This window comes from Collinsella tanakaei, from assembly GCF_030373545.1.
GTDB lineage: Bacteria > Actinomycetota > Coriobacteriia > Coriobacteriales > Coriobacteriaceae > Collinsella > Collinsella tanakaei_C.
In genome coordinates this window covers 15,597-38,907 of record NZ_JAUDCO010000002.1, presented here as the reverse complement: position 1 = coordinate 38,907, position 23,311 = coordinate 15,597, and the positions used below count along the sequence as shown (strand labels likewise).

21 protein-coding genes and 1 pseudogene are annotated in these 23,311 nt (G+C 63.1%); 9 read left to right on the top strand and 13 right to left on the bottom strand.

Annotated features, from left to right (window positions below):
• Positions 1-31: 31 nt before the first annotated feature.
• Together hypD and QUW00_RS01590 are read right to left on the bottom strand one after the other, a co-directional pair.
• Entirely contained in the window at positions 32-2,539 is a 2,508-nt protein-coding gene (gene hypD, locus QUW00_RS01595) for a trans-4-hydroxy-L-proline dehydratase (protein WP_289612657.1), read from the bottom strand.
• 3 nt (positions 2,540-2,542) lie between these two features.
• Positions 2,543-3,463, bottom strand: a complete 921-nt coding sequence (locus QUW00_RS01590) for a glycyl-radical enzyme activating protein (protein ID WP_289612656.1) — start codon at positions 3,461-3,463, stop codon at positions 2,543-2,545.
• A 483-nt stretch (positions 3,464-3,946) separates the two neighbouring features.
• On the opposite strand from QUW00_RS01590, the gene QUW00_RS01585 reads away from it, so the two are divergent.
• Positions 3,947-4,759, top strand: coding sequence for a helix-turn-helix domain-containing protein (locus QUW00_RS01585; protein ID WP_289612655.1), 813 nt, complete (start codon positions 3,947-3,949; stop codon positions 4,757-4,759).
• A gap of 76 nt (positions 4,760-4,835) precedes the next feature.
• Positions 4,836-5,348, top strand: coding sequence for a YaiI/YqxD family protein (locus QUW00_RS01580; protein WP_289612654.1), 513 nt, complete (start codon positions 4,836-4,838; stop codon positions 5,346-5,348).
• A gap of 82 nt (positions 5,349-5,430) precedes the next feature.
• Here QUW00_RS01580 and QUW00_RS01575 read toward each other — a convergent pair whose 3' ends face one another.
• Both QUW00_RS01575 and QUW00_RS01570 read right to left on the bottom strand, forming a co-directional pair.
• Positions 5,431-6,591 (bottom strand): IS256 family transposase, encoded by a 1,161-nt coding sequence (locus QUW00_RS01575; protein WP_289612883.1) that lies wholly within the window; start codon positions 6,589-6,591, stop codon positions 5,431-5,433.
• Between the two features lie 132 nt (positions 6,592-6,723).
• Complete coding sequence (locus QUW00_RS01570) at positions 6,724-7,755, bottom strand: putative manganese transporter (RefSeq protein ID WP_289612653.1); 1,032 nt, start codon at positions 7,753-7,755, stop codon at positions 6,724-6,726.
• A gap of 150 nt (positions 7,756-7,905) precedes the next feature.
• Here QUW00_RS01570 and QUW00_RS01565 point away from each other — a divergent pair, with 150 nt between their 5' ends.
• On the top strand, positions 7,906-8,871 hold the full coding sequence (locus QUW00_RS01565) for a 3'-5' exonuclease (RefSeq protein ID WP_289612652.1): 966 nt from the start codon (positions 7,906-7,908) through the stop codon (positions 8,869-8,871).
• 178 nt (positions 8,872-9,049) lie between these two features.
• Positions 9,050-9,997, top strand: a pseudogene (locus tag QUW00_RS01560) (Abi family protein).
• 20 nt (positions 9,998-10,017) lie between these two features.
• Here the strand turns inward: QUW00_RS01560 and QUW00_RS01555 are convergent.
• Complete coding sequence (locus QUW00_RS01555; protein ID WP_289612651.1) at positions 10,018-10,257, bottom strand: helix-turn-helix domain-containing protein; 240 nt, start codon at positions 10,255-10,257, stop codon at positions 10,018-10,020.
• 9 nt (positions 10,258-10,266) lie between these two features.
• Complete coding sequence (locus QUW00_RS01550) at positions 10,267-10,980, bottom strand: DUF2975 domain-containing protein (RefSeq protein ID WP_289612650.1); 714 nt, start codon at positions 10,978-10,980, stop codon at positions 10,267-10,269.
• A 251-nt stretch (positions 10,981-11,231) separates the two neighbouring features.
• Here QUW00_RS01550 and QUW00_RS01545 point away from each other — a divergent pair, with 251 nt between their 5' ends.
• From QUW00_RS01545 to QUW00_RS01530, 4 genes are all read left to right on the top strand, one after another.
• The gene (locus tag QUW00_RS01545) at positions 11,232-12,431 is read left to right on the top strand and encodes a hypothetical protein (protein WP_289612649.1); all 1,200 of its coding nucleotides are present in this window, start codon (positions 11,232-11,234) and stop codon (positions 12,429-12,431) included.
• Positions 12,432-12,723: 292 nt separating this feature from the next.
• Positions 12,724-13,101 (top strand): ArsR/SmtB family transcription factor, encoded by a 378-nt coding sequence (locus QUW00_RS01540; RefSeq protein ID WP_289612648.1) that lies wholly within the window; start codon positions 12,724-12,726, stop codon positions 13,099-13,101.
• A 21-nt stretch (positions 13,102-13,122) separates the two neighbouring features.
• Positions 13,123-13,341, top strand: coding sequence for a cation transporter (locus QUW00_RS01535; protein ID WP_289612647.1), 219 nt, complete (start codon positions 13,123-13,125; stop codon positions 13,339-13,341).
• Between the two features lie 114 nt (positions 13,342-13,455).
• Complete coding sequence (locus QUW00_RS01530; protein WP_289612646.1) at positions 13,456-15,366, top strand: heavy metal translocating P-type ATPase; 1,911 nt, start codon at positions 13,456-13,458, stop codon at positions 15,364-15,366.
• A 210-nt stretch (positions 15,367-15,576) separates the two neighbouring features.
• Here the strand turns inward: QUW00_RS01530 and QUW00_RS01525 are convergent, their stop codons facing one another.
• A complete protein-coding gene (locus QUW00_RS01525; RefSeq protein WP_289612645.1) occupies positions 15,577-16,005 on the bottom strand; it encodes an FKBP-type peptidyl-prolyl cis-trans isomerase in 429 nt (142 codons plus the stop codon).
• A 104-nt stretch (positions 16,006-16,109) separates the two neighbouring features.
• Complete coding sequence (locus QUW00_RS01520; RefSeq protein WP_289612644.1) at positions 16,110-17,177, bottom strand: D-alanine--D-alanine ligase family protein; 1,068 nt, start codon at positions 17,175-17,177, stop codon at positions 16,110-16,112.
• A 237-nt stretch (positions 17,178-17,414) separates the two neighbouring features.
• Between QUW00_RS01520 and QUW00_RS01515 the strand changes: the two genes are divergently transcribed.
• Positions 17,415-18,185 (top strand): M48 family metallopeptidase, encoded by a 771-nt coding sequence (locus QUW00_RS01515; RefSeq protein WP_289612643.1) that lies wholly within the window; start codon positions 17,415-17,417, stop codon positions 18,183-18,185.
• A gap of 20 nt (positions 18,186-18,205) precedes the next feature.
• On the opposite strand, the gene folB is transcribed toward QUW00_RS01515, so the two are convergent.
• The 5 genes from folB to nrdD all read right to left on the bottom strand — a co-directional run bounded on the left by folB (position 18,206) and on the right by nrdD (position 22,994).
• Complete coding sequence (folB, locus tag QUW00_RS01510; protein WP_289612642.1) at positions 18,206-18,700, bottom strand: dihydroneopterin aldolase; 495 nt, start codon at positions 18,698-18,700, stop codon at positions 18,206-18,208.
• A gap of 46 nt (positions 18,701-18,746) precedes the next feature.
• The gene (locus QUW00_RS01505; RefSeq protein WP_289612641.1) at positions 18,747-19,244 is read right to left on the bottom strand and encodes an HD domain-containing protein; all 498 of its coding nucleotides are present in this window, start codon (positions 19,242-19,244) and stop codon (positions 18,747-18,749) included.
• Positions 19,245-19,261: 17 nt separating this feature from the next.
• Positions 19,262-19,822: a GTP cyclohydrolase I FolE gene (gene folE / locus QUW00_RS01500; protein ID WP_289612640.1), complete on the bottom strand. Its 561-nt coding sequence runs from the start codon at positions 19,820-19,822 to the stop codon at positions 19,262-19,264.
• Positions 19,823-19,916: 94 nt separating this feature from the next.
• Entirely contained in the window at positions 19,917-20,498 is a 582-nt protein-coding gene (gene nrdG, locus QUW00_RS01495; RefSeq protein WP_289612639.1) for an anaerobic ribonucleoside-triphosphate reductase activating protein, read from the bottom strand.
• 273 nt (positions 20,499-20,771) lie between these two features.
• Entirely contained in the window at positions 20,772-22,994 is a 2,223-nt protein-coding gene (gene nrdD, locus QUW00_RS01490) for an anaerobic ribonucleoside-triphosphate reductase (RefSeq protein ID WP_289612638.1), read from the bottom strand.
• Between the last annotated feature and the right edge of the window lie 317 nt (positions 22,995-23,311).

Below are 23,311 nucleotides of genomic sequence, written 5' to 3'. Positions count from 1 at the left end.
CGACAAGATGGCACCAGGTCCAATCTTGTCGCTAAAACCCTTGCACCGTACGATTGATGATCTCGTCTTGCAGCTCACGACCCAAATTGCACCACTTCTCGGAAAAACCCGCAACGCGCACGATCAGGTCGCGATACGCCTCGGGATGCCGCTGCGCGTCGATGAGCGTCTCGCGATCGACGATGTTGAACTGGACATGATGGCCACCCATGTCGAAGTACGATCGCACGAGGTCGGCAAGGTTGTCCAGCCCGCGATCGCCAGCGATGGACGACGGCGTGAACTTCTGATTCAGCAGCGTGCCGCCCGTGGACGCATGGTCCATCTTGGCGCACGACTTGATGACGGCCGTAGGGCCGTTCACGTCGGCATGCGCCTCCGGCGAGATGCCGTCGCTCACCGGCTCGCCCGCCAAGCGACCCGAGGGCGAAGCGCCGGTGACCTCTCCGAAGTAGATGTGGCACGTCGTCGGCAGCATGTCGATGCGCCACTCGCCGCGACGCATGTTGGGTCGCCCGGTCACGCTGTCGCGGAAGCATGCGAACACCGCGCGCATGATGTCGTCGGCGTAGTCATCGTCGTTGCCGTACTTGGGCGTGCGGCGGCTCGCCAACACGCGAATGGGAGCGTCGGCATCGCCGGCAAAGTTGCGCGCAAGCGCCCCGAGCAGCTCATCCATCGTAAAGCGCGCATGGTCGTACACGTTGTACTTGATGGACGCCAGCGCATCGGTGATGGAGCCGATGCCCACGCCCTGCAGGTAGGTGGTGTTGTAGCGCGCGCCACCGGCGTTGTAATCCTCGCCGCGGGCGATGCAGTCCTCGGTCATGAGCGACATGAACGGCACCGGGTTCTCGCGCGCGCAGATCTGCGTGTTGATGTTGGAGCCGCGCACCTTGATGTCGATGAAGTGGTTCATCTGCCGCACGTAGGCATCGAAGAGCTCATCATAGGTAGCGAAACTTCGCGGATCGCCGGTTCGCAGGCCGATGAGCTTGCCCGTGCGCGGGTCGACGCCGTCGTTCAAGGTGATCTCAAGGATCTTGGGCAGATTGAAGTAACCGGTGAGCGGGTAGGCCTCGTAGCCCCAGCAGCCCGTCTCCACGCAGCCCGACGACCCGCCGCGACGCGCATCGGCGAGGCTCTTGCCCGCAGCGAGCAGCTCGTCGACGATCTCCTCGGTGTTGTAGAACGCCGGCTGCCCCCATCCCGCACGGGCGACCTCGCAGGCGCGACGCAAAAAACGCCGCGGCGTCTTGCGCGAGATCTGCACGTTGGAGTTGGGCTGGATGAACATCATCTCGTCCATGCAGTCCAAGATGAGATAGGAAACCTCGTTCACGCCGTCGGTACCCTCGGGCGTGATGCCGCCGGTGTTGATGTTGGCGAAGTCGCTGTAGGTGCCGGACTCCTTGAGCGTGACGCCCACTTTGGGCGGCGCGGGCTGGTTGTTGAACTTGACCCACAGGCACTCGAGCAGCTCGAGGGCGCGCTCGCGGGTGAGCTCGCCGGCCTCCACGTCGGCGCGGTAGTATCCGATTAGATGCTGGTCCAGGCGGCCCGGCGTGTAGGCATCCCACGGATTCGTCTCGCTCGTGATGGCCAGATGGATGAACCAGTAGCGCTGGATCCACTGCCAGAAGGTCCGCGGGCGGTCGCGTGCCACCGTGCGGCAGTTCTCCGCGATCTGGATGAGCTCGGCGGCGCGCGCGGCATCGGACTCCTCCGATGCCATGTGCTCGGCCAGCTCGGCGTAGCGCTCCGCCAGAATCGTGACCGCATCGAGGGCAATCAGCATGCCGTGGAGCTCGTCGCATTTGGCGACCGCGTGGTCGTCGGCCATATAGTCGAGCGCGTCGATCGCGGCCTGGATGTCCGCACGGATCTCGTCGAAGCCGGCACGAACGCCGCGCTCCGATCCCAGGCACGTATGCCCGCCGGCGCGCTGCTCGTAGAACTCGGTGAAGATCCCCGCCTCGAAGGCATCGTGCCAGGCGCTCGTCTGCGCACGCATGATCTTCTCGCGGCTCGCGCGGGTGCGCCAGTACGGGATGACGATGCCCGCCTGCGCGGCGAGGTCGTCGTCGGTCACGCGGAAGTTCACCTGCTCGCGGTCGTTCATGTTGTGCATGTCCGCCAGCGTGTGGCAGCACAGCTCCGGAAACGTGGGCGCCGCCTGGGGCCCGCGCCCCTTCTCGCCGACGATGAGCTCACCCGGCTCGATCGAGATGGTCTTGTTGGCAAAGTAGTCGCGCAGCACCATGCCCCGCAGCTCGGGCACGGACACGCTGCCCTCGTGGCGCAGGTACGTCGCGGTCTCGATAAGGGCGCGCTCCATGTCGAGATAGGGCTGCGTGGTCTCGGACTGATGGCGCAGACGCTTGATGCGCTCGTTCATGCCGCGGTCGTCGGCCCACGTAGCATGCGAGGTTGCCCGCATCGGCGCGCCGTGCGAGCGCACGGCGGCGAGCGCCGCATCGATCGCCTCGAGCTGCTGCGCCGCAATGTCATCAAAGCGGGTGATCGTCAAATCCGCCATCGTCTAGCCTCCCAGCCCCACATCGGTTAAGCCCTGTTCGACAAGCATGTGGACCAACCGATCCATCTGCTCTGCGGACGGAGCGCAAAACGCCTCCTGACCGGGCTCGATGCCGAGCCGCCGATACTTTCCCGTACCCGTTGTATGATACGGCAGCAAGCTCACGCGCGGAGCCCCAACCCGTTCGGTAACGCAGGCGGCAAGCGCGCGCATGGCCTCCTCGCTGTCGTTGACGGGGTGCACCACGGGCACACGGATCTCGACGACCGCGCCCGATCGCGCCAGAAACGCCAGATTATCCAGGATGGGCTCGTTCGAGACGCCGGTGACGCGTCGGTGGACCTCGTCGTCAAGCACCTTGAGATCGTAGAGCCACAGGTCCGCATACGGCAGCAGCCGCTCGATATGCCCGCGCGGTGCGAACCCGCAAGTGTCGATAGCGACGTGCACGCCCTCGTCATGGAGGGTGCGGCAGAGCCCCTCTAGGTAGTCGATATCCTGCACCAGGCACTCCCCGCCCGACAGCGTGACCCCGCCGCCAGAGCGCTCGAAGAACATTCGATCGGCAAGCAAGCGCTCGGCGAGCTCCGCGGCCGACGGCGCCGGAGAGCCGGCGAGCTCGCGGACATCCTCGGGACAGAAGTCGACGCACGCCCCGCAGGCGATACAGCGCGCGCGGTCCGTTCGGACACGCCCGGCGGCATCACGCGCGATGGCGGCCTGTGAACAGGCGGCGAGGCACATGCTGCACGATACGCAGCGGTCCTCATCGACCATGAGCTGCGGAGCAAACGACTGCGACTCGGGGTTGTGGCACCACGCGCAGCGCAGGGGGCATCCTTTGAAAAACACCGTCGTGCGGATGCCCGGCCCGTCGTGGGTCGAGAACCGCTGAATGTTGAAGATGAGGGGGCGCGAGGCCATCACCGTCTCCTTCGTATGGGAGCAGGACGGACACCATTTTCGCAGAAGTCTTCAGGCTCGTGATGCCCCGATTCGCCCTTGAACCCTATTGGGACAGCCCATTCATTGCGCCAGGTTCGCGAAGTGTGTGCTTCATTTTCGAGTCAGCGGGTACAGGGCATTCGTGTGACAGTAAATCAGCAGGTAGCTTAATTGCTACTGCAGTTGTATACAAAAGGTTTCCAAAACGAAGCGCACACTTCGCGACGTACAGACCTGATGCTACCGCCCGAAGCGCGATTTGCCCCCTCTCATGTGGCGCCATGCGATAGTGGCCCGTGATCGCACCATAGGACGCCGGGCAGTCCTCCTCAGGGGCATATTCGGGGCTTGCCAAAGACTTTGGGCAGGCTCTTGGTCGTGCGAACAGGCGATACGGGGCATACTGCACGTATCCCGAACTGCCCGAGACCGTTGGGGACCTGTTGAGACAAGGAGGCTGCCATGAACATCGGCGAGCGGATCCGTACCTGCCGCGAGGCATGCGGAATGTCGCAGGCGGAACTCGCCCGAGCGCTCTGGGTGTCGCGCAACACGATCTCAAACTGGGAATGCGGCACCACGGCCCCGGACATCGAAAGCTTCGTCCTCATGAGCGCGCTGTTTGGCATCTCGATCGATAGGATGGTCCGCGAAGATTCCGACGTCATGGCCCGCGCTCTGGAACGCGACCGGAATCACCTGCTGCTCGTAGGCGGCACAGAGGCACACGTCGAACAGGGCGCCAGCGATGACACGCCGACATGGCGCATCGACATGCCGTCCCCTGCGGACAATCCGGTCTTGGAAAGCTATCCCGCCATCGATGTCACCGCGCCGCCCGGTGCGACCGACTCGATCCGCCTGATTCGCCGTTGGGCTTGGTTCAACGCGGCGGGCTATCGCGTGGAGGAAGGTGGGCGCCCGATCGGGACGATCCGGCGCGGACGGGCGCTGTTCTATCCGTACTACGACGTGCGCATGGAGGGCTTCGGGCGCGTGCAGCTCAAGCGCGACCTCAAGGTTGCCGACGGCATCGCGACGGTCTACCGCCTTGAAGGCGAGGGTCTCTCCTTTGAAGGCAACGTGCTGGGTCCTGAATTCAGCGTGATGCGAAACGACGAGCCGCTCGTGCACGTTTGCGCGGTACCCGCAGGACGACACCTCGCCTTCTCGCTCGAGGTCGTCGACGAGGGAGCCCGGCCTCTCGCGCTCGGTGTCGCCCTCGCGATCCTGCTCATGCGAGATTACGACCGCAACCTCGTGCGCGATACGTGATGCCGCGCCGATGGCCCAAGTTGCCCCCAGCCCCTTTACAATGGTTGGGACACCGAACGCAACAGAAAGACTCCGAATGACCCGCACCCTGTACATCGATGCCGACGCGTGCCCCGTCACGCGCGAGGCGCTCGCCTGTGCGCGGCAGGCGCGCGTGCCCGTCGTCATCGTCGGCAACACCACGCAGAACCTCGCACGGCACATCCGCCGCAGCGATCCGCGCGATGCCGAGCATGCCCGCGGACGCGACGCCGCCCATCCGGGGTTTTGGGTCGAGGTGCTTGACGTGTCCATCGGTGCCGACAGCGCCGACTTCGCCATCGTCGAGCGCCTGCAGCCCGACGACGTCGTGGTCACGCAGGATATCGGTCTTGCCAGCATGGTGCTCGGACGCGGAGCGGCGGCCATCGGTGTGCGCGGCCACATCTACTCGCGCGCGACGATCGACATGGATCTGTTCATACGCCACGAGGAAAAGAAGGTCCGGCGCGCCGGCGGGCGCACAAGCGGACCCGCGGCCTTCACCGACGAGGACCGCGAACGTTTTTCCCGCAACCTCACCGAACTGCTTCGACGGGCACGGCGATAGCGAGCATCCGCCGCGTCTCCCGGGTACCGTCAAGATTCTTGCGCACTTTCCGACAGCCTAACTGACCCGCCTTCCGGTACGGCTACTCATCCAGCAGGGTCACGCCCAGGTAGCGCCGGGAGCCCCAGGAGCTCTCCGCAACGTACTTGAGCCTCGCGGTCACGAGCATGAGGGCCGACCTGCCGTCGGGGAAGGTGCCGACCACGCGCGTGCGTCTGCGAATCTCGCGGTTGAGGCGCTCGATGGCGTTGTTGGTCCTGATCCTCCGCCAGCGCTCGCGGGGGAACCTGGTGTACGCCAGCGTCTCGGCGTAGCCGTCCCTGACGACCATGGCGGCCTCCCTGAGCTTGGACTTCTCGAGTTCGGATGCAACCTCGAGGGCCTTGGCCTCGGCGGCCTCGCGCGACTCCATCGCGTGGATCGCCTTCAGCATGGCGGCGACCCTCGGGCGCCTGGTCTTCGGCACCCTCGCCAGAACGTTTCTGTAGAAGTGGACCGTGCGGCGCTGGTGGGCGGCCTCCGGGAAGACCTCGGCGATCGACCCCACCATGCCGGCGGCCTTGTCGCCCGTGAACATGCGGACCCCGCGCGGGCCGCGCGACCTTAGCCAGGAGAGGAGCTCCCGCCAGCACTCCGAGGACTCCGTGAAGCCCTCGGCCGCGCCTATGACCTCGCGGTAGCCGTCGTCGTCGACACCTATCGCCACCATCGCGGCCACGTTCTCGTAGGAGCCTCCCCAGCTGCGCTTGAGGTAGATCCCGTCAACGTAGACGTAGGGGCACGCCCGCTCGAGGGGCCCGTTCCCCCACGCCTCCACGGCCTCGAACGCCCTCTCGTTGAGGTTAGAGACGGTCGCCGCGGACACCGACGACCCCCACAGGATCTCGCCCACGCCCTCAATCCCGCGCGTCGAGACGCCGGCGAGGCACATCTCTATCATGGCCTCCTCGACGCTGGCCTCCCGGCGCCGGTAACGCTCGATGACCGCCGTGGTGAAGCGCATCCCCTTGAGCTTTGGCATGCGGATCGTGACCTCGCCGGACGTCGTCGTGAGCTTGCGCTCGTAATGGCCGGCGCGGCACGCCTCGCGATCAGCCGTCCGCTCGTAGCGCTCCGCGCCGACCAGGTCGTCGGCCTCCTCGTCCAGGAGGCCGTTGAGCATCTCCTCGACGGTCCTCCTGACGAGCTCGCGCAGGTCGGCCCTCAGCGACCCCTCGTTCAAAGATACAATGGAATCGGGCATGGCCTGCCTCCAATATGCTTCTTGTCTAGGCAACTCGAATCATACCGGGGCGGGCCGTGCCCTCCTTTCTTACCTGGACGCTATTCCGCTGTCAAAGTGCGCAAGAAATTGTACGTTGCCGTCTCCCGACCGTCAGCCGAGGATGAATCCCCAGACCACAGCGATCACATAGAGCAGCACAAGGATGATGGCGTTCTCACGCGCATTGCGGTTCGTGCGGAACAGCACGAGGAAGCCGACGCCAGCCGATACGAGCGTACCGGCCATGAGCGGCCCGAACCCGAGCACGCCCTCCAGATAGAGCTGGGTGATGACCACACTCGCCGCGCAATTGGGCACCAACCCCACAAGCGCGGAGGCGAACACCGCGAGCGCCTGATTGCCGGCGACGAACGACGCCAGCGCGCCCTCCCCCACCGTCTCGAGCACGGCGATGAGCGCCGCCGTGATCAGGAAGATGAACACCGTCACCTGCACGGTGTGCGAAACGGCACTTCTCACGATCGAGGACAGCGCACCGCTCCCATGGGCATGATCGTGCCCATGGGCATGATCGTGCCCATGGCCGTGGTCATGCCCATGGTCGTGACCGTGACCCGACTCCGACCCGTGGTCGTCATCGCAACCGCAATGGTCCTGCTCGCACAGCCGATGGATGCGCTCGGCGCCTTCGCCGGCAGCTGCCATCTCCTCGATAAGGTCACCCTCCGCGCCGCCGCGGGCAATCCGTCGAAGTGCCTCGTGAGCGCGCGCGTTCCGACGCAGCGCACGCAGCACGGCATCGATCGCCAGGCCCGTCACCGCGGCGATCGCGGCCTTGACGAGCAGCACGAACGCAAGTTGATCGGCGGCCATGCGCTCGGCGACCAGCAGCGGCAGCATCTCGTCGGACGTGGACAAAAACACCGCGACGAGCGTGCCGAGCGTGATGACACGACCAGCGTACAGCGTGGCGCCCATCGCGGAGAACCCGCACTGTGGGACGATACCGAGCACGGCGCCGATCACCGGCCCCGCCGCACCCGCCCGGCGCACGGCGGCGTTGACGCGCTCGCCCGCCGCATGCTCGAGCGCCTCGAGTACAAGGTAGGTGACGAGCAGAAACGGCACGAGCGGCAACGTGTCCTCGAAGGCGTGCTCGAGCACGTGAAGCAGAAGTTCCATGGAGCGGCGCTCCCTTTCGTATAATCGTTTTCCGGCAGATAAGGGTAATACCCTTTTCGCGCCCACGCGCGGCGCAAGCCGAAGTGAGGTATTGTATCTACGCAAGTTACATATGTCGAACTATTCATATGAACACGAGAGGTGACCACCGTGAACGTCAATCAGGCACTCGAATACTCGATGCAGCCCTTTATCCCCATGTTCATCTACGGTGACTACGACGCCATGGAATCCGAGCGCCAGCGCGGCGAAGAGGCCATGAAGGCGCTCATCGACGAATGGCGCACAAACGACGAGCCCAACTTCTCCTACGACGTGATCCTGGAGCTCGCCGACCGCAACCGCGAGCTGTGCGACCAGATCGGCGAGGCGCGCCTGCGCAACCTGTCCTCTCCCCTGCTCGCGCGCTCGCTTTCCGACGCCGACACCTGCGCGGGCATCAGCAAGCTGCAGGGCCGCGGCGCCAACGTGATCGCGCGAGCCGTCCGCGGCGACCGCGACGCCTACGCCGTCGAATGGGTGCGCAAGCCCATCAAGGGCTGCGTGCTGGGCATCGACATCGAGACCACCGGCCGTGCGCCGGAGCGCGGCTACATCATCAACGTGGGCTGGGAGATCATGGAGATGACGAGCGACGCCACGCCGCACGACGCCGAGGCCCACTACTGCGGTCTGCCCGAGATGTACCGCGAGGCCGGCGTGCCGCTGGCCGACATCCACCACATCGAGTGGGCGGATATCGACGGCAAGATCCCGTTCCGTCAGAACACGGCGCTCCACAAGACGCTGCTCAAGCTCATGAAGAAGTACCCCTACATGGCGCACAACGCCGCCTTCGAGGACTCTTGGTTCATGATGCACCTGCCCGGCTATGCCGAGCTGCGCCGTGCGGGTAAGATCATCCCCATCGACACGCGCCAGATCTGCCGCTCCATCGACGAGGAGGTCCGCACCCTGCCGCGTGAGAGCGCCCCGGCCTCGCTCGAGAACTGGGCGCGCCGCCGCGGCACGCTGGCCGCCGACGCCGACGAGCGCCATCTGGGCCTCGAGGACACCGACCTCATGCTGCGCACCGTGCAGGCGGAGTTCAACAGGAAGTCGATGTTCAAAGCCTAGCCACAGCAACAGCATGCATTCTGACGGGGTCCGGCTCTCACGCGAAGCCGGACCCCATACCCATATTCGATTATCTATTTCGAACTTGATTAATTTGATTATATAGAATATATAATCAACAATGGATAATGGCAACACATTGCACATTCGGTGAGCGGCATTGCTTGAAGGAGCCAGGATGCATACTATCTATGAGGACAGTACCCCGCACGCGACCCATGAATATGGAGCGAACCGGGCGGGGTCGTTTTCTATCTCGATGAAGCCACCCCTTTCCTTCGAAGAGCAAATTGACCTTATGATTGGCCGAGGCCTTATCGTCAATGACAGGCCTCTCGCAATAAGAAGACTCGCCGAATCGAATTACTATCGACTTCGTGGTTACTGGCTTACCTACGAAGGAGACAACCGATTCAAACCCGGTGTCACTTTCGAGCAAATCTGGGACACCTATGAACTTGACGCCGATCTCCGCAATTAGATGTGGCGTGCAATAGCACCTATAGAAATAAAAGCCAGAACGCAATTCGCGTACCACATGTCACGAGAATGCGGTCCCATCGCCCATAAGAACACTCGGTATTTCAGAAGCACTCAAGCTCATGCAAGGTCTATGGCATCACTCGCGCGAGAACGAAACAGGGCGCTGAAAGATGGTGTTCCCTGCGTTGTCCACAACATCGAAAAATACAGCGACCTTCCGATCTGGGCTGCCGTTGAAATCATGAGCATGGGTACCGTTTCACAGCTCTACGGAAATCTGAACCCCGCCAATAGCAACGTTGCAAAGCTGATTGCTCAAGACTTTAGGGTCAAACCCTTCTTGCTGAAAAGCTGGCTCAGACACCTGACGTATATCCGAAACATCTGCGGCCACCACAGCAGACTTTACAACCGCATCATAACGACACGCGCTAATCTGCTTAAAGCGGATTCCGGATACGATGGGGATAAGGAGTTCCCGACCCTCTTGGTGCTCAAGCGGATATACGAGCGCTCGTGGCCAGACAGATGGAGCATGCTGTTCGAAGACCTTTTGAACGCATTCGAGCAGCGTCCGGGCGTATCCCTTCTGCCAATGGGATTTCCAGAAAACTGGCAATCGATACTATCGAATGACGGGTAGCGTCGACCGAACACCCGCCGCTATTCCTCCGTCATCCCCAGGCGCGCCGACAGCTCGTCGTCGGGGATGTACTCCAGCAGGTCGCCGGGCTGGCAGTCGAGCGCCTGGCAGATGGCCTCGAGCGTCGAGAAGCGCACGGCGTTGATCTTGCCGGTCTTTAAGCGCGACAGGTTCACCTGCGAGATGCCGATGCGTTCCGACAGCTCCTTACTGGTCACTTTTCTGTCCGCGAGCACGCGGTCGAGTCTCGTCACGATCATGGGACCATCCTACAGCAGCCGGTCGTCCTGGTCTTGCAGGATGCAGCCGTACTCGAAGATGCGCGCAATCAGCAGGATGAAGATGCCGAGCACGAGCATCCACCAGTTGACGACACCCGGCTCCCACGGTCCCCATTCGAAACCGTTCGCGGCGTAGAACAGGTTGTATGCCGCCGTCGCGACGCCCAACCCGACGAGGTTGGGGACAACCGATGCCGCCACGGCAACCCATCCGAGCACGCAGATCTCACGCGTGCGCGCCCGCTCGAACGGTTTGCCTGTCTGTGCGATGTGTCTGAAGCAGCGCGCGCCGACGGCGAACATGCCGATGCCGAATGCGAGCGACGCGATCGTCGCAGCCGTCTGTGCGGCGTGGATGTTGCCCGCCTCGTCGGCAAGTTCGTAACGAGCCGAGGCGTCGTCGCCCCAAATCCGATCCGGGTCCTCTACCAGATACGACCGGATGGTGGAAAGACCGTTTTCGTCTGAAAAGCCGATACCGACGCACTCCCATCCGAGCATCTGGGGAATCCGGGCCGGTAGCGTAGCGGAAAACGCAGCGAGCTGCAGGAAGATGCCCACCGCACATGCCACCGCCCCGATACGGCAGAACCACAGCGCCGCGCGGGCAGCTTGGGAGATGTGCTCGAGCTGTCTCTCGCGCGACGCCTCGCGCTCGTTCATGGGCAACAACACCGCCGAGAAGGCCTTACCGATACTCATGGGAGCCTCCGATCTCCACGGGTTCCTCGGTAGCTTCAGTATACCCAAATCTTTAATGACTATCGTTAAATATTTTCAGAATTGCACGCACTCTCTGGCTATCAACGACTCTCCTCTCCTACAGTGATATTCGACTTGCCGCACAGAAGAAATGACTCTGTCATCCTGCTTTATTTCTGTTTGATAGTTGTTAGATAATATGAATTAGTTTTTCTCTTGCTATATATTAAGGACTCATCAATACTCATCATATGACCAAGATGCTCATCCTCTCACATAGCACCGCGCGCCTAATCCACCGCTTACCGCGCGACGCCCTGAAGCCCGAGCTTCTACACAAAGGAATCGCTGCGATTCGGGGCTCCGCTCCGAGCAAGAACGACCTGGCAGCCATCCGCACCAAACTCATGACACGGGGACTGGATGAAGAATCCGTCAGCACCCTCGAATTCACCGTTACGGAACCCAACAATTGCAGAAACCTTAACGGCGCGCGCGTTCACCTGCACGGAAAACCCATTCCCATCAGCGATCTTGTGTATCTTGGCGACGGTCTTTATGTCGTAGACATCCGTTTGTGTGCACTTCAGGCTGCTTGTCAAATGGATCTCGAAGAACTTGTCGAATACTATTACGAAATCTGCTCGGACTACGCCCTTCCACTCGTTGACGACGATTCGTATCAAACGCGGCCGCCTCTCACTTCCGTCCAGCTCCTCAGGGAATACTTCTCTCGTCAAAAGCATGAACATGGACTGCGGCTCGCCCGTCGGGCCGTTCGTTTTACACGCGATGGCGCGCGCTCGCCCATGGAAACCGCCCTCGCGCTGCTCTTCGTTTTGCCCAAATCTTGCGGAGGCCTCTCCATCCGCGACATCGAACTGAACTATTTCGTCCGCGTCAGCGACGCAGCGAGAAAAGTCACGCGGCGAGCTTATTTTTACTTTGACATCTATATCAAACGGGCGCGCCTCGATGTCGAGTACAACGGACGGATTCACGAAAGCGAGGACGCCGAGCCCATTGACGAGGAGCGCAAAAACGCCCTTGACGCCATGGGGTATCAGCTCGTCACATTCCGGAGGCAGTCGCTTTTCGATGCCGAGGCTTTTAAGAGGATCATGGTATCCGTGCGCAGAAGAGCTGGCATCGGACCGGCGCATCTACCGGAAGATTTCGATAAACGACAGGAGCAGCTCCGCAAGTTCGTGTTGCGCCGCTGGTTGAGCTCGGAAGACGACAGCCCGAACGAGAACGCAGGATGCATCTCCGACGAATCCGATCCATACATTGATGAGATTCCTACCGATGAAATGGATATCAACCAGGAGCTGCCGCCCGAGTGGGAGGACTTCGACGATATCCCGCCGGAGGACCGTTCGAATGACAATGCGCCCGAACAACCGGATGGAAAACCCAATGAGGACGGCCCCGGATATGAATGGGAATGATTCGAGAGAACTCAACTTGCTAGATTTGCACTTTTCGGGGGTTTCGAAGAGGACTGCGTAATTGACTGATTTGGCCATTTGCAAAATGGCAGGTAGATGAGTTGCGGGCAATGCTCAGCAACCGGACGTGCCTTCAATGCCCTCCGAAACCCCCGAAAAGTGCAAATCTAGCAAGTTGTCCCTACCGCCCGGCGAAATACAGCCAGAAAACCATTGACATATGAACAGACGCTCATATAATCAGAGTCGATAGAAATATGAACGATTGCTCATATGAAGAAAGGAGACTTCCATGAGCTCTTCTCAGAGACATGCGGATGAGAAGCAAGCTGCCGGCACAACCCATGAGCCGGAGCAGCTCGCAACCACCTGCTTGCCTGAGGACCTCCCCGACGAGGAACTCCTCTACGACCTGGCGGACCTGTTCAAGGTGTTCTCCGACACCACACGCATCAAGATCCTCTACGCCCTCATGGGCCGCGAGCTGTGCGTGGCCGATATCGCCGAGGCCACTTCGACCTCGCAGTCGGCGGTCTCCCACCAGCTGCGCATCTTGAAGCAGTCGCACTTGGTGAAGTTTCGCCGCGACGGCCGCAACATCAACTACTCGCTCGCCGACGACCACGTCTACACCATGCTCAACCAGGGCATGAGCCACATCTGCGAATAGCAAATACAGAAAGGAACCACCATGCGTAAGTCATTCAAGCTCGACGAGATCGATTGCGCCAACTGCGCCCAGAAGCTCGAAGACGCCATCTGCAAGCTCGACGGCGTCGAGCGCGCCAGCGTCAACTTCATGACCCAGAAGCTCACGCTCACCGCCGCCGATGACCGCTTCGATGAGGTGCTTGAGCGCGTAGTCAAGCTCACCGCTGACATCGAACCCGACTGCGAGATTCTGCGCTAGTCGGCGTCGCGCAGCAAAAAGCCGCCCGCGCGGGCAGGCGCGGGCGGCTTCGAATCAACCGGCACATCTCATACCGTTGACCCATCGAGTATAGAACACCCAGGTGATCGAACCATGAACAAGAAGCAGAAGCGCTGGAGAAACCGCATCCTTATCGCGCTCGCCATCTTCGCCGTCATCTTCGCGCTCGAGGAAACCGGCACCCTGACCTCGCTGTTCGGCACGCCGGGCGACGTGTACGCGAGCTTCGTGCTCTTCCTTATCCCCTACCTCATCGCGGGGCACGACGTGCTGCGCAAGGCGTGGCGCAACATCCGCCGCGGCCAGGCCTTCGACGAGGCCTTCCTCATGACCGTGGCCACCATCGGCGCGTTTGCCATGGTGCTGTTCCCCGAGACCGAGCCGCACATGGCCGAAGGCGCCGCAGTTATGCTGTTCTACCAGGTCGGCGAGCTCTTCCAGAGCTATGCCGTGGGCCAGAGCCGCAAGTCCATCAGCGCCATGATGGATATCGCGCCCGACTACGCCAACATCGAGCAGAACGGCCAGCTCGTCGAGGTCGATCCCGACGAGGTCCAGGTTGGCGACATCATCGTCGTCAAACCCGGCGAGCGCGTGCCCATCGACGGCGTCGTGACCGAGGGTATCTCGCAGCTCGACACCGCAGCGCTCACCGGCGAGTCCGTCCCGCGCCATGTGGAGCCGGGTGCTGACATCATCTCCGGCTGCATCAACATGACGGGCATCCTGCACATCCGCACGACCAAGCCGTTCGGCGAGTCCACGGTCTCGCGCATCCTCGAACTCGTGGAGAACGCGAGCGAGAAGAAGGCACGCACCGAGAACTTCATCACGCGCTTCGCACGCGTCTACACCCCCATCGTGACCATCTCCGCCGTGGTGCTCGCCGTGGCGCCCCCCATCCTCGGCATGGGCGCGTGGTCCGACTGGATCTTGCGCGGCCTGACGTTTCTGGTCGTCTCGTGCCCCTGCGCGCTGGTGATCTCGGTACCGCTGTCGTTTTTCGGCGGCATCGGCGGCGCCTCCAAGCTAGGCATCCTCGTGAAGGGCTCCAACTACCTCGAGCTGCTCTCAAAGGTAGACACCGTGGTGTTCGACAAGACGGGCACGCTCACCAACGGCACGTTCAACGTCGTGGCCATCCATCCCGAGTCCGGCGTGGACCCCGACTACGTGCTCTCGAACGCCGCCTACGCCGAGGCGTTCTCCGACCACCCCATCGCGCTCTCCATCCGCAAGGCGTACGCGGGCGAAATCGACCAGGCGCGCATCGCCGACGCGCACGAGGAGTCGGGCCACGGCGTCTCCGCGCAGGTGGACGAGCGCGTGGTCATGGTCGGCAACGACAAGCTCATGGCCGAGCACGGCATCGATTGGCACGAGTGCAAGCTCACGGGAACCATCCTGCACGTGACGGTGGACGGTGCCTACGTGGGTCACATCGTGATTGCCGACGTGGTGAAAGACGACGCCGAGCAGACGATTCGCGACCTGCACGCGGCGGGCGTGGCCAAGTGCGTCATGCTCACCGGTGACCGCCGCGACGTTGCCGAGGCCGTGGGCGCGAAACTCGGCTTGGACGAGGTGCACGCGCAGCTGTTGCCAGCCGACAAGGTGAGCGCCGTCGAGCGTCTGCTCAGCCTTGAGCACGGCGACGCCAAGCTCGCCTTCGTGGGCGACGGCATCAACGACGCACCCGTGCTCATGCGCGCCGACGTGGGCATCGCCATGGGCGCCATGGGGTCCGACGCCGCCATCGAGGCTGCCGACGTCGTACTGATGGACGATAAGCCGTCCAAGATCTCGCTCGCCATCCGCATCGCGCGCAAGACCATGCGCATCGTATGGCAGAACATCGTATTCGCGCTCGCGGTGAAGATCGGAATCCTGGTGCTTGCGGCGCTCGGCGTTGCCAACATGTGGCTCGCGGTGTTTGGCGATGTGGGCGTGGCGATGATCGCGATCTTGAACGCGATGAGGGCCATGCGGGTGAAGGGGGTCTAGTCCCACCGGATGCCCCACCGCATCCCCCTGCGCGCGCGTCCTCGGCTTCGCCTGCGGAATGCGCGCGCAGGGGGATGCGGTGGGGCATCCTGCGTTATCCCACACGCCATCGGCATCCACCGGACGAGCTGGCGGGTTAAATATGGCGAGGGCGAGCCTTTCGGCTCGCCCTCTTTGTGTGGGAGCGCTTCGCGCTCTGTTTGCCCAGCGTTAGTCGAGCACCTCGACGAGCTCGATCTCGAAGTTGAGGTCCTTGCCGGCCATCTCGTGGTTGGCGTCGATCACGACGCCCTCGGGCAGCACCTCGAGCACGACCGCGGGGATCGGCTGGCCCGCGGGGCCGGACAGGAACACGTGGTCACCAGTGTGAACCTGGTCGATGTTGGGAACCTGCTCGGCGGGGATGCGGAACACCAGCTCCTTGCGGTGCTGGCCATACGCCTGATCAGCGGGAATATGGACGGTCTTCTTCTCGCCCACCTCCATCTCCATGACCGCCGCGTCAAAGCCGGCGATCATCTGATGGGCGCCGCAGGTGAACTCAATGGGCTCACCGCGATCGTAGCTGCTGTCAAACTGCGTGCCGTCGTCGAGCGTGCCGCGGTAGTGGGCGCGAACCTTCTTGCCATCGTTGGACATGTACATCCTCGTTTCTGTAGCCGCTCGCACCCCGTCTGGACGCGAGCACATGGTGGTCACTATACCCCCGCGCGCGATGCGCGGGCAAACGGGCGACAGGCCCTCTAGTTCTCCATCTCGGTGTCGATGAGCTCGGCGAGCACCTCGCCCAGCTCATGGCCGGCAACGCGCATCATCTGCGGGAAGCGCGAGTAGTAGGTCATACCCGGCGTGGAATTGACCTCGTTGAACACGACCTCGCCCTCGGGCGTCACGAACAGGTCGACGCGGGCGAAACCGGAGCACCCGAGCGCCTCGTACACGGTGCGACCCGCCTCGCGCACGCGCGCCATGACGTCGGCGGGAAGCTCCGCCGGGCAGCGCAGCTCGGTGTTGGCGCCGGGATCCTTCTCGAGATGGATGCGGAAGAAGCCGTCGCCGGTGATGACGATCTCGTCGACCTCGCCCATCTTGGTGCCGTGGATCGCGTCGCCCATGATGGCGCAGCCGACCTCGACGCCGGTGATGGCTTCCTCGACGGCGACCTTCTCGTCCAGGGCGAACGCGGCGTCGAGCGCCTCGCGGTAGGCAGCCTCGTCGGCCGCTTTGGACACACCGATGGACGACCCGCCGCGTGCGGGCTTGACGAACACGGGGTATCCGCCGCACTTCTCGACCACGGCGAGGCACGCCTCGTCGCTCGCACCGCGGTAGAGCACCTCGCACTGGGGCGAGCGCACGCCGGCGGCAGCGGCAAGACGATGCGAGGCATCCTTGTCCATGCACACCGCGGACGCGAGCACGCCGCACCCCACATATGGAATGCCGCAAGCCTCGAGCGTACCCTGTACGGTGCCGTCCTCGCCGCCCTGGCCATGCAGCACGGGCAGGGCGATGTCCACGTCGAGCTCGGCGAACTCGTCTCCCACGAGCTCGAGCATGCCGCCGCGCGCGTCGGCGTCGCCACGGCCCGGGATGAGGACCACCGGGTTGATGTCGTGCTCCTCCCAGGCGCCGGTGACGATATCGGCGACATCGCCGGTGTAGTGGAACCAAGCGCCCTCGCGGTCGATGCCGATGAGCACCGGCTCGAAGCGGTCGCGCGGAAGCTGGGCGATAACGTTGTCGGCGGATTTGAGGGAGATATCGTGCTCGGTGGAGATGCCACCGAAGAGGACGGCAACCTTGATCATGGGATGCGTGCTCCTTCTGGTCGGGCGACACGAGGGGTCGCGCTTGCTGTGGCCCATCATTATAGCGAGCCGGACTTGCGACCTGCTCCCGTGCGCCCGACAGCGCCGGCCTGACCTCTGCAATCGCCTGCGGCATCATCGAGAATTCACGCCGCACGCACGAGCCGTCCATGCGGATACCCTACAATCGGGAGCGTTGTGCCGGTATTCATGCGCACGTCCCCGTAAGGAGCCATCTTGGTCGGAACAACCCATACGCTTTTTGTCGAAGCAGACGGCAGAAGGATCCCCGTCGCCGTCTCGCGCAAGCGTGTGCGCAACCTCAACCTGCGCATCCGCAGCGACGGAAGCGTGGCGCTGAGCATTCCCGCCCGTACGAGCTTGGTGGCGGCCCAAGCGTTTCTGGACGCAAAGGCGACATGGATACTGAAGCGAATACGACAGCGGGAGGACACCGGCCAGCGCCCGCAGCGCCCCCAAGACCTTGCGACCGTCCCGCTCTGGGGGACATTGATCCCGCTATCCGACGCCCTCGAGCGCGCCGGCATCCGCTTTGGTGCGGCGGCCAAGCCCTCGACATTCGGTGCGCCGGCCCCCGTCGAGCGCGACAGGCTCTCCCCCCTTTCCGCGGAGGAATACGACCTTCTCGTCGATGAGCTGTACCGTCGCGAGCTTGCACGCGCGCTACCCGAAGTGAGCGCACGCGCCGAGACGGCCATGGGCGTGAGCGCAAGCCGATGGAGCCTGCGCCGCATGAAGACCCGCTGGGGCTCCTGCACGCCCGCGACACGCGCCATCCGCATCAACACAAATCTCGCCGCCTACCCCCGCGCATGCCTGGAGTTCGTCGTCGCGCACGAGCTCACGCACCTGATGGAGCCCAGCCACAACGCACGGTTCCATATGCTGCTGGACATCTACTGCCCGCACAATCGCACGATGTCGGCGCTCCTCAAGCGCAGCGCTTGCGACGTCGCGAACGCCGCGGCGCCACCCCGACAAACTTGAACCCGACCACATCTTGTCGCTTATCGCGTGCGCTCGATCTCCACGGCGACGGTGCGCAGCGGCAGACCGACGGGCGCCCAGGGCTTCTCGATGCGCACGCGCACGCCGAGCAGCGCGTCGTAGCGCGACAGCAGCTGCGCGGCCACGCCCTCCGCTGCCGCCTCGATGAGCTTGAACGTATGCTCGCGCAGATACGCGTCGACGTCGTGGCACACCTTGCCGTAGTCGATCGACGCCGCGAGGTCGTCATGTCGACCGGCAGCATGCAGGTCGGCGTAGAGCGTGAGCGACACGACGAACTTCTGGCCGAGCGTGTTCTCCTCCGCATAGACTCCGTGGTTGGCAAAGACCTCGAGGCCGTCGACCTGGATCTTGTCGGCGCGCGAAAGGTCATCGTGCGTCACGCGCGCAAGTGCGGTGCGCGTAGCGGGAAGCCCCGTCTCGCGGCACGCGAGCTCGGCGCCCTCGACGGGCGTGGCGTTTTCCGGCAGATGCTTCTGATGCTTCTTGCCCATGGCGAATCGTCTCCTTCGTGGGAAAGGGGACCGCGCCCGTTTCCCGTTACCTGCAGATAGTGAGGTTCTGCTGCTCTTCAGGCCAGTTGCACTCCGGACGGGCGGGGCAGGCGAAGCAGGGTCTCGACAGCTTGTCGGCCCGATACAGCAGGCGGGAAAGCGGCGTTGCCGCGCCCATCCCATCACGGTGCGCGCCGATGGCGCCCGCGATCAGATCCTGCTCCTCACGCGAGAATGCATGGCCGTCATCTACCGTACCCATAATCTCGCGCGCGATGCGAACACCGGCGATATCATGCGGTTCTTTCATCTCGTATTGCGCCGCGCGCCCGATATCGTGCAGCAGGGCGGCAGCGTAGACCACGTCGCGGGAGAGCCCGTCCGCCGCATCCTCCTCCAGCGCAAGCATCCACATGATGCGCGCCACGTCCAGCAGATGCGTCAGGCCGTGTCGGCAGAAAACGCGGTCGCGCTCGAGCTCCTCGATGCGCATGAGCTGCTCTTGGTACAGAGGATGGCGCCAGATGGCATCGACGCGCGCCATCTCGGGCGCCCGTTTCACTACGCCCGCCCCAGCATCTGGAAGAAGCGCCGCTCGAGCGATGGATCGTCCTCGAAGGCGCCGCGACAGGCGCAGGTTATCGTGACCGTACCCGGCTTCTGGACGCCGCGCATGGTCATGCACATGTGCTCTGCCTCGATATGCACGATGACGCCCGCGCAGCCGAGCTCCTTCATGAGCGCATCGGCGATCTGAGAGGTCAGACGCTCCTGTAGCTGCAGGCGGCGCGCAAACACCTCGACGGTGCGCGCGAGCTTGGAAAGACCCGCCACGCGTCCGCAGGGGATGTATCCGATGGTCACCGTGCCGTAAAACGGCAGCAGATGATGCTCACACAGCGAGTAGAACGTGATGCCCCGCTCCACGACCATATCGTTTGAATCGATCTCGAACGTTCGGGACAGATGCGTCGAGGGATCTTGGTCCATACCGCATACGAGCTCGGCGTACATGCGGGCCACGCGCTCGGGCGTATCGATAAGGCCGTCGCGTTCGGGATCCTCACCGATGCCCTCGAGAAGCAGGCGCACCGCCTGCTGAACTTTTTCCTGATCGACCATGAACCCTCCCGAACAAACGCGTTATATGCCCGCTATCGTACCATGCATGTCGCCTGCCATCGCAGACGCCCGCCATAAGGGGCGGGCAGGCGCCTCACATCGAATGGGTGCTGTACACCTCTTCGTCGTGCCACAGGCAAATCGCCTGGTCAAGCGGCACGCCCCGCTCTTCCGCCTGCGCGCGCGTGGCGTTCAGGTCGATGAGGCGCTGGTTGGACGAACCGCGAAAACGCAGCGTGATGTCGTAGAGATCCTCCACCCACGGACCGTCGACCAAGATGTCGATGCAATCGAGCAGCCGGTCGGTCACCTCGGTGTGATGGCGCCCGCCGGGCAGGAGCTCGTCGAGCGTGTCGCCGGTGAAACACCAGATGGTCTTGCCGCATCCGCGCGGAAACCGCTCGCGCACGCGCTCGATGAAGTCGACGAGCCCCGCCTGGTTCTGGGGCTCCATAGGCTCGCCGCCCAGCAGCGTGAGCCCATCGACAAAAGCGGGCTCGAGGCTCGCAATGACCCGGTCGGCGACCTCGCAGGTGAAGGGCTCGCCCGCCGAAAAGCTCCAGGCGCCGGAGTTGAAGCATCCCGGGCAGCCGCGCGTGCAACCGGAGACGAACAGCGTCGTGCGCACGCCCTCGCCGTTGGCGATATCGGAATACTTGATCTCAGCGTAATTCACGCGTCAGCCTCCCTGCACAAAGGCGCACTGCTCCCTTCTCGGGAGAAGCGCGCCACCACGAACCGGGAACATGGAGCCACCCCTGTTTCCAGCACAAAAAGCTTTCGGGACGAGCACTCAGTCAGCGAGCGGGCAGCTGGCGAGGCGAGGTGGCCTGAACGAGGAGGGCATAGGGCTTTTGCCCATGCCCGACGAGTGAAGGTCAGATCGCCCGCCAGATGTCCGCGCAGCGTCGACTCAGTCCCGCGGTTCGGCAGAACCGCGGAACCTAACCTACAGATGCAGAACGCGGTCGCGGATCTCCTCGGTACGGCCCTGGTTCCAGAACTGGGTACCGATGTAGCCGCAGGTACGGCGTGCCACGTTGAGCTTCTCCTGGTCGCGGTTACCGCAGTTGGGGCACTCCCACACCAGCTTGCCGTCGTCCTCCACGATCTTGATCTCGCCGTCGTAGCCGCACACCTGGCAGTAATCGCTCTTGGTGTTGAGCTCGGCGTACATGATGTTGTCGTAGATGTACTGCATGACGCGGATGACGGCCTTGAGGTTGTCCTGCATGTTGGGCACCTCGACGTAGGAGATGGCGCCGCCGGGCGAAAGCTGCTGGAACTCGCTTTCGAACTTCAGCTTGCTGAACGCGTCGATCTCCTCGGACACGTGCACGTGGTAGGAGTTCGTGATGTAGCCCTTGTCCGTCACGCCGGGAATGATGCCGAAGCGGCGCTGCAGGCACTTGGCAAACTTGTAGGTGGTGGACTCGAGCGGCGTGCCGTAGAGCGAGAAGTCGATGTTGCTTGCGGCCTTCCACTCAGCGCACTTGTCGTTCATGTGCTGCATGACCGCCAGCGCGAAGCCCTTGCCGCGCTCGTCGGTATGCGAGGCGCCGGTCATGTACTTCACGCACTCGTACAGGCCCGCGTATCCCAGGCTGATCGTCGAGTAGCCGCCATAGAGCAGCTTGTCGATGGTCTCGCCCTTGTCCAGGCGCGCCAACGCGCCGTACTGCCACAGGATCGGCGCGGCGTCCGAGAGCGTCCCCTTCAGGCGCTCGTGACGGCACATGAGCGCACGGTGGCACAGCTCGAGGCGCTCGTCGAAGATCTCCCAGAAGCGGTCGTGGTCGCCGTGCGAGGACAGGGCAACGTCGGGCAGGTTGATGGTCACGACGCCCTGGTTGAAGCGGCCGTAGTACTTCGGCTTGCCGGGCTCGTAGTTCTTGGCGCGCGCCACGTTGTCAAAGCCGTTGCCCGAACGGTCGGGCGTCAGGAAGCTGCGGCACCCCATGCAGGTGTAGCAATCGCCGTTGCCCTCGGTCTCGCCCTTCGACAGCTTGAGCTTGCGCATCATCTTCTCGGAGATGTAGTCGGGGACCATGCGCTTGGCGGTGCACTTGGCGGCAAGCTGCGTGAGGTAGAAATACGGCGAGCCCTCGGCGACGTTGTCCTCCTCGAGCACGTAGATGAGCTTGGGGAACGCCGGGGTGATCCACACGCCTGCCTCGTTCTTCACGCCCTCGTAGCGCTGGCGCAGCGTCTCCTCGATGATCATGGCCAGATCGCGCTTCTCGGCCTCGGAGCGCGCCTCGTTGAGGTACATGAACACGGTCACGAACGGCGCCTGACCGTTGGTGGTCATGAGGGTGACGACCTGGTACTGGATGGTCTGAACGCCGCGGCGGATCTCGTCGCGCAGGCGCTCCTCGACGACGCTCGCGATCTTGTCCTCGGGCGCCGTCGCGCCGAGCTCGGCGAGCTCGCGCTCGACCTGGCCGCGAATCTTCTGGCGGGACACCTCGACGAAGGGGGCGAGGTGCGTGAGGCTGATGGACTGGCCACCGTACTGGCAGGAAGCGACCTGGGCGATGATCTGCGTGGCGATGTTGCAGGCGGTGGAGAAGCTGTGCGGGCGCTCGATGAGCGTGCCGGAGATGACCGTGCCGTTCTGCAGCATGTCCTCGAGGTTCACAAGATCGCAGTTGTGCATGTGCTGGGCGAAGTAATCCGAGTCGTGGAAGTGGATGATGCCCTCGTTGTGGGCCTCGACCACCTCCTGCGGCAGCAGCACGCGCTGCGTGAGGTCCTTGGAGACCTCGCCCGCCATGTAATCGCGCTGCACCGAGTTGACGGTCGGGTTCTTGTTGGAGTTCTCCTGCTTGACCTCTTCGTTGTTGCACTCGATGAGCGACAGGATCTTGTCGTCGGTCGTGTTCTTCTGGCGCTTCAGGCTCTGCACGTAGCGGTAGATGATGTAGTGGCGGGCGACCTCGAAGTGGTCGAGCGCCATGATCTCGTCCTCGACGAGGTCCTGAATCTCCTCGACCGAGACGGTGTGGCCGGCGTTCTCGCACGCCTCGGCAACATTCTGGGACGCGAACACGATCTCGCGCTCCGTCATGCGGTCCTGCTCTTTCACCTCGCGGTTGGCTCCGCGGATGGCATTCGTGATCTTGTCGATATCGAATGCGACCTCGGTGCCGTTGCGCTTGATGATCTTCATGCGTATGCCCTCTCGAATCCGTGGTAGCCCATCACCATGCGGCCACTCGCCGAAAGGGAACCCGATACCGGGTGCGGCTCCCCTGCGGCGAGTGGCGGCGGATACCTACTATACGTCACGCGATTCACTACATGGTGTTGGCTTTTTAGCGGCAGGACCCTATATCTTGTGTTTAGGCAGGTCATCGCTCGTGTGTTTTTTTCTTCACTCAAATCGATCGTTAAGCCGCGGCGGCAAACCGGAGAGCGTCACGGTTCTGACCAGCGCTTCGGCCTTTTGCCATCCGACGCGCCTGTCGAGAAAAATCCACAGGACGC

Coding starts and splice junctions, on each gene's coding strand:
- QUW00_RS01550 (WP_289612650.1), bottom strand. CDS start 10,980: ATGAGTATCGGTAAGGCCTTCTCGGCGGTGTTGTTGCCCATGAACGAG.
- folB (WP_289612642.1), bottom strand. CDS start 18,700: ATGGGCAAGAAGCATCAGAAGCATCTGCCGGAAAACGCCACGCCCGTC.
- QUW00_RS01525 (WP_289612645.1), bottom strand. CDS start 16,005: ATGTCCAACGATGGCAAGAAGGTTCGCGCCCACTACCGCGGCACGCTC.
- hypD (WP_289612657.1), bottom strand. CDS start 2,539: ATGGCGGATTTGACGATCACCCGCTTTGATGACATTGCGGCGCAGCAG.
- QUW00_RS01570 (WP_289612653.1), bottom strand. CDS start 7,755: ATGGAACTTCTGCTTCACGTGCTCGAGCACGCCTTCGAGGACACGTTG.
- QUW00_RS01585 (WP_289612655.1), top strand. CDS start 3,947: ATGAACATCGGCGAGCGGATCCGTACCTGCCGCGAGGCATGCGGAATG.
- QUW00_RS01505 (WP_289612641.1), bottom strand. CDS start 19,244: ATGGCGCGCGTCGATGCCATCTGGCGCCATCCTCTGTACCAAGAGCAG.
- QUW00_RS01545 (WP_289612649.1), top strand. CDS start 11,232: ATGACCAAGATGCTCATCCTCTCACATAGCACCGCGCGCCTAATCCAC.
- QUW00_RS01530 (WP_289612646.1), top strand. CDS start 13,456: ATGAACAAGAAGCAGAAGCGCTGGAGAAACCGCATCCTTATCGCGCTC.
- nrdD (WP_289612638.1), bottom strand. CDS start 22,994: ATGAAGATCATCAAGCGCAACGGCACCGAGGTCGCATTCGATATCGAC.
- QUW00_RS01555 (WP_289612651.1), bottom strand. CDS start 10,257: ATGATCGTGACGAGACTCGACCGCGTGCTCGCGGACAGAAAAGTGACC.
- QUW00_RS01575 (WP_289612883.1), bottom strand. CDS start 6,591: ATGCCCGATTCCATTGTATCTTTGAACGAGGGGTCGCTGAGGGCCGAC.
- QUW00_RS01520 (WP_289612644.1), bottom strand. CDS start 17,177: ATGATCAAGGTTGCCGTCCTCTTCGGTGGCATCTCCACCGAGCACGAT.
- QUW00_RS01540 (WP_289612648.1), top strand. CDS start 12,724: ATGAGCTCTTCTCAGAGACATGCGGATGAGAAGCAAGCTGCCGGCACA.
- QUW00_RS01535 (WP_289612647.1), top strand. CDS start 13,123: ATGCGTAAGTCATTCAAGCTCGACGAGATCGATTGCGCCAACTGCGCC.
- folE (WP_289612640.1), bottom strand. CDS start 19,822: ATGGTCGATCAGGAAAAAGTTCAGCAGGCGGTGCGCCTGCTTCTCGAG.
- QUW00_RS01580 (WP_289612654.1), top strand. CDS start 4,836: ATGACCCGCACCCTGTACATCGATGCCGACGCGTGCCCCGTCACGCGC.
- QUW00_RS01590 (WP_289612656.1), bottom strand. CDS start 3,463: ATGGCCTCGCGCCCCCTCATCTTCAACATTCAGCGGTTCTCGACCCAC.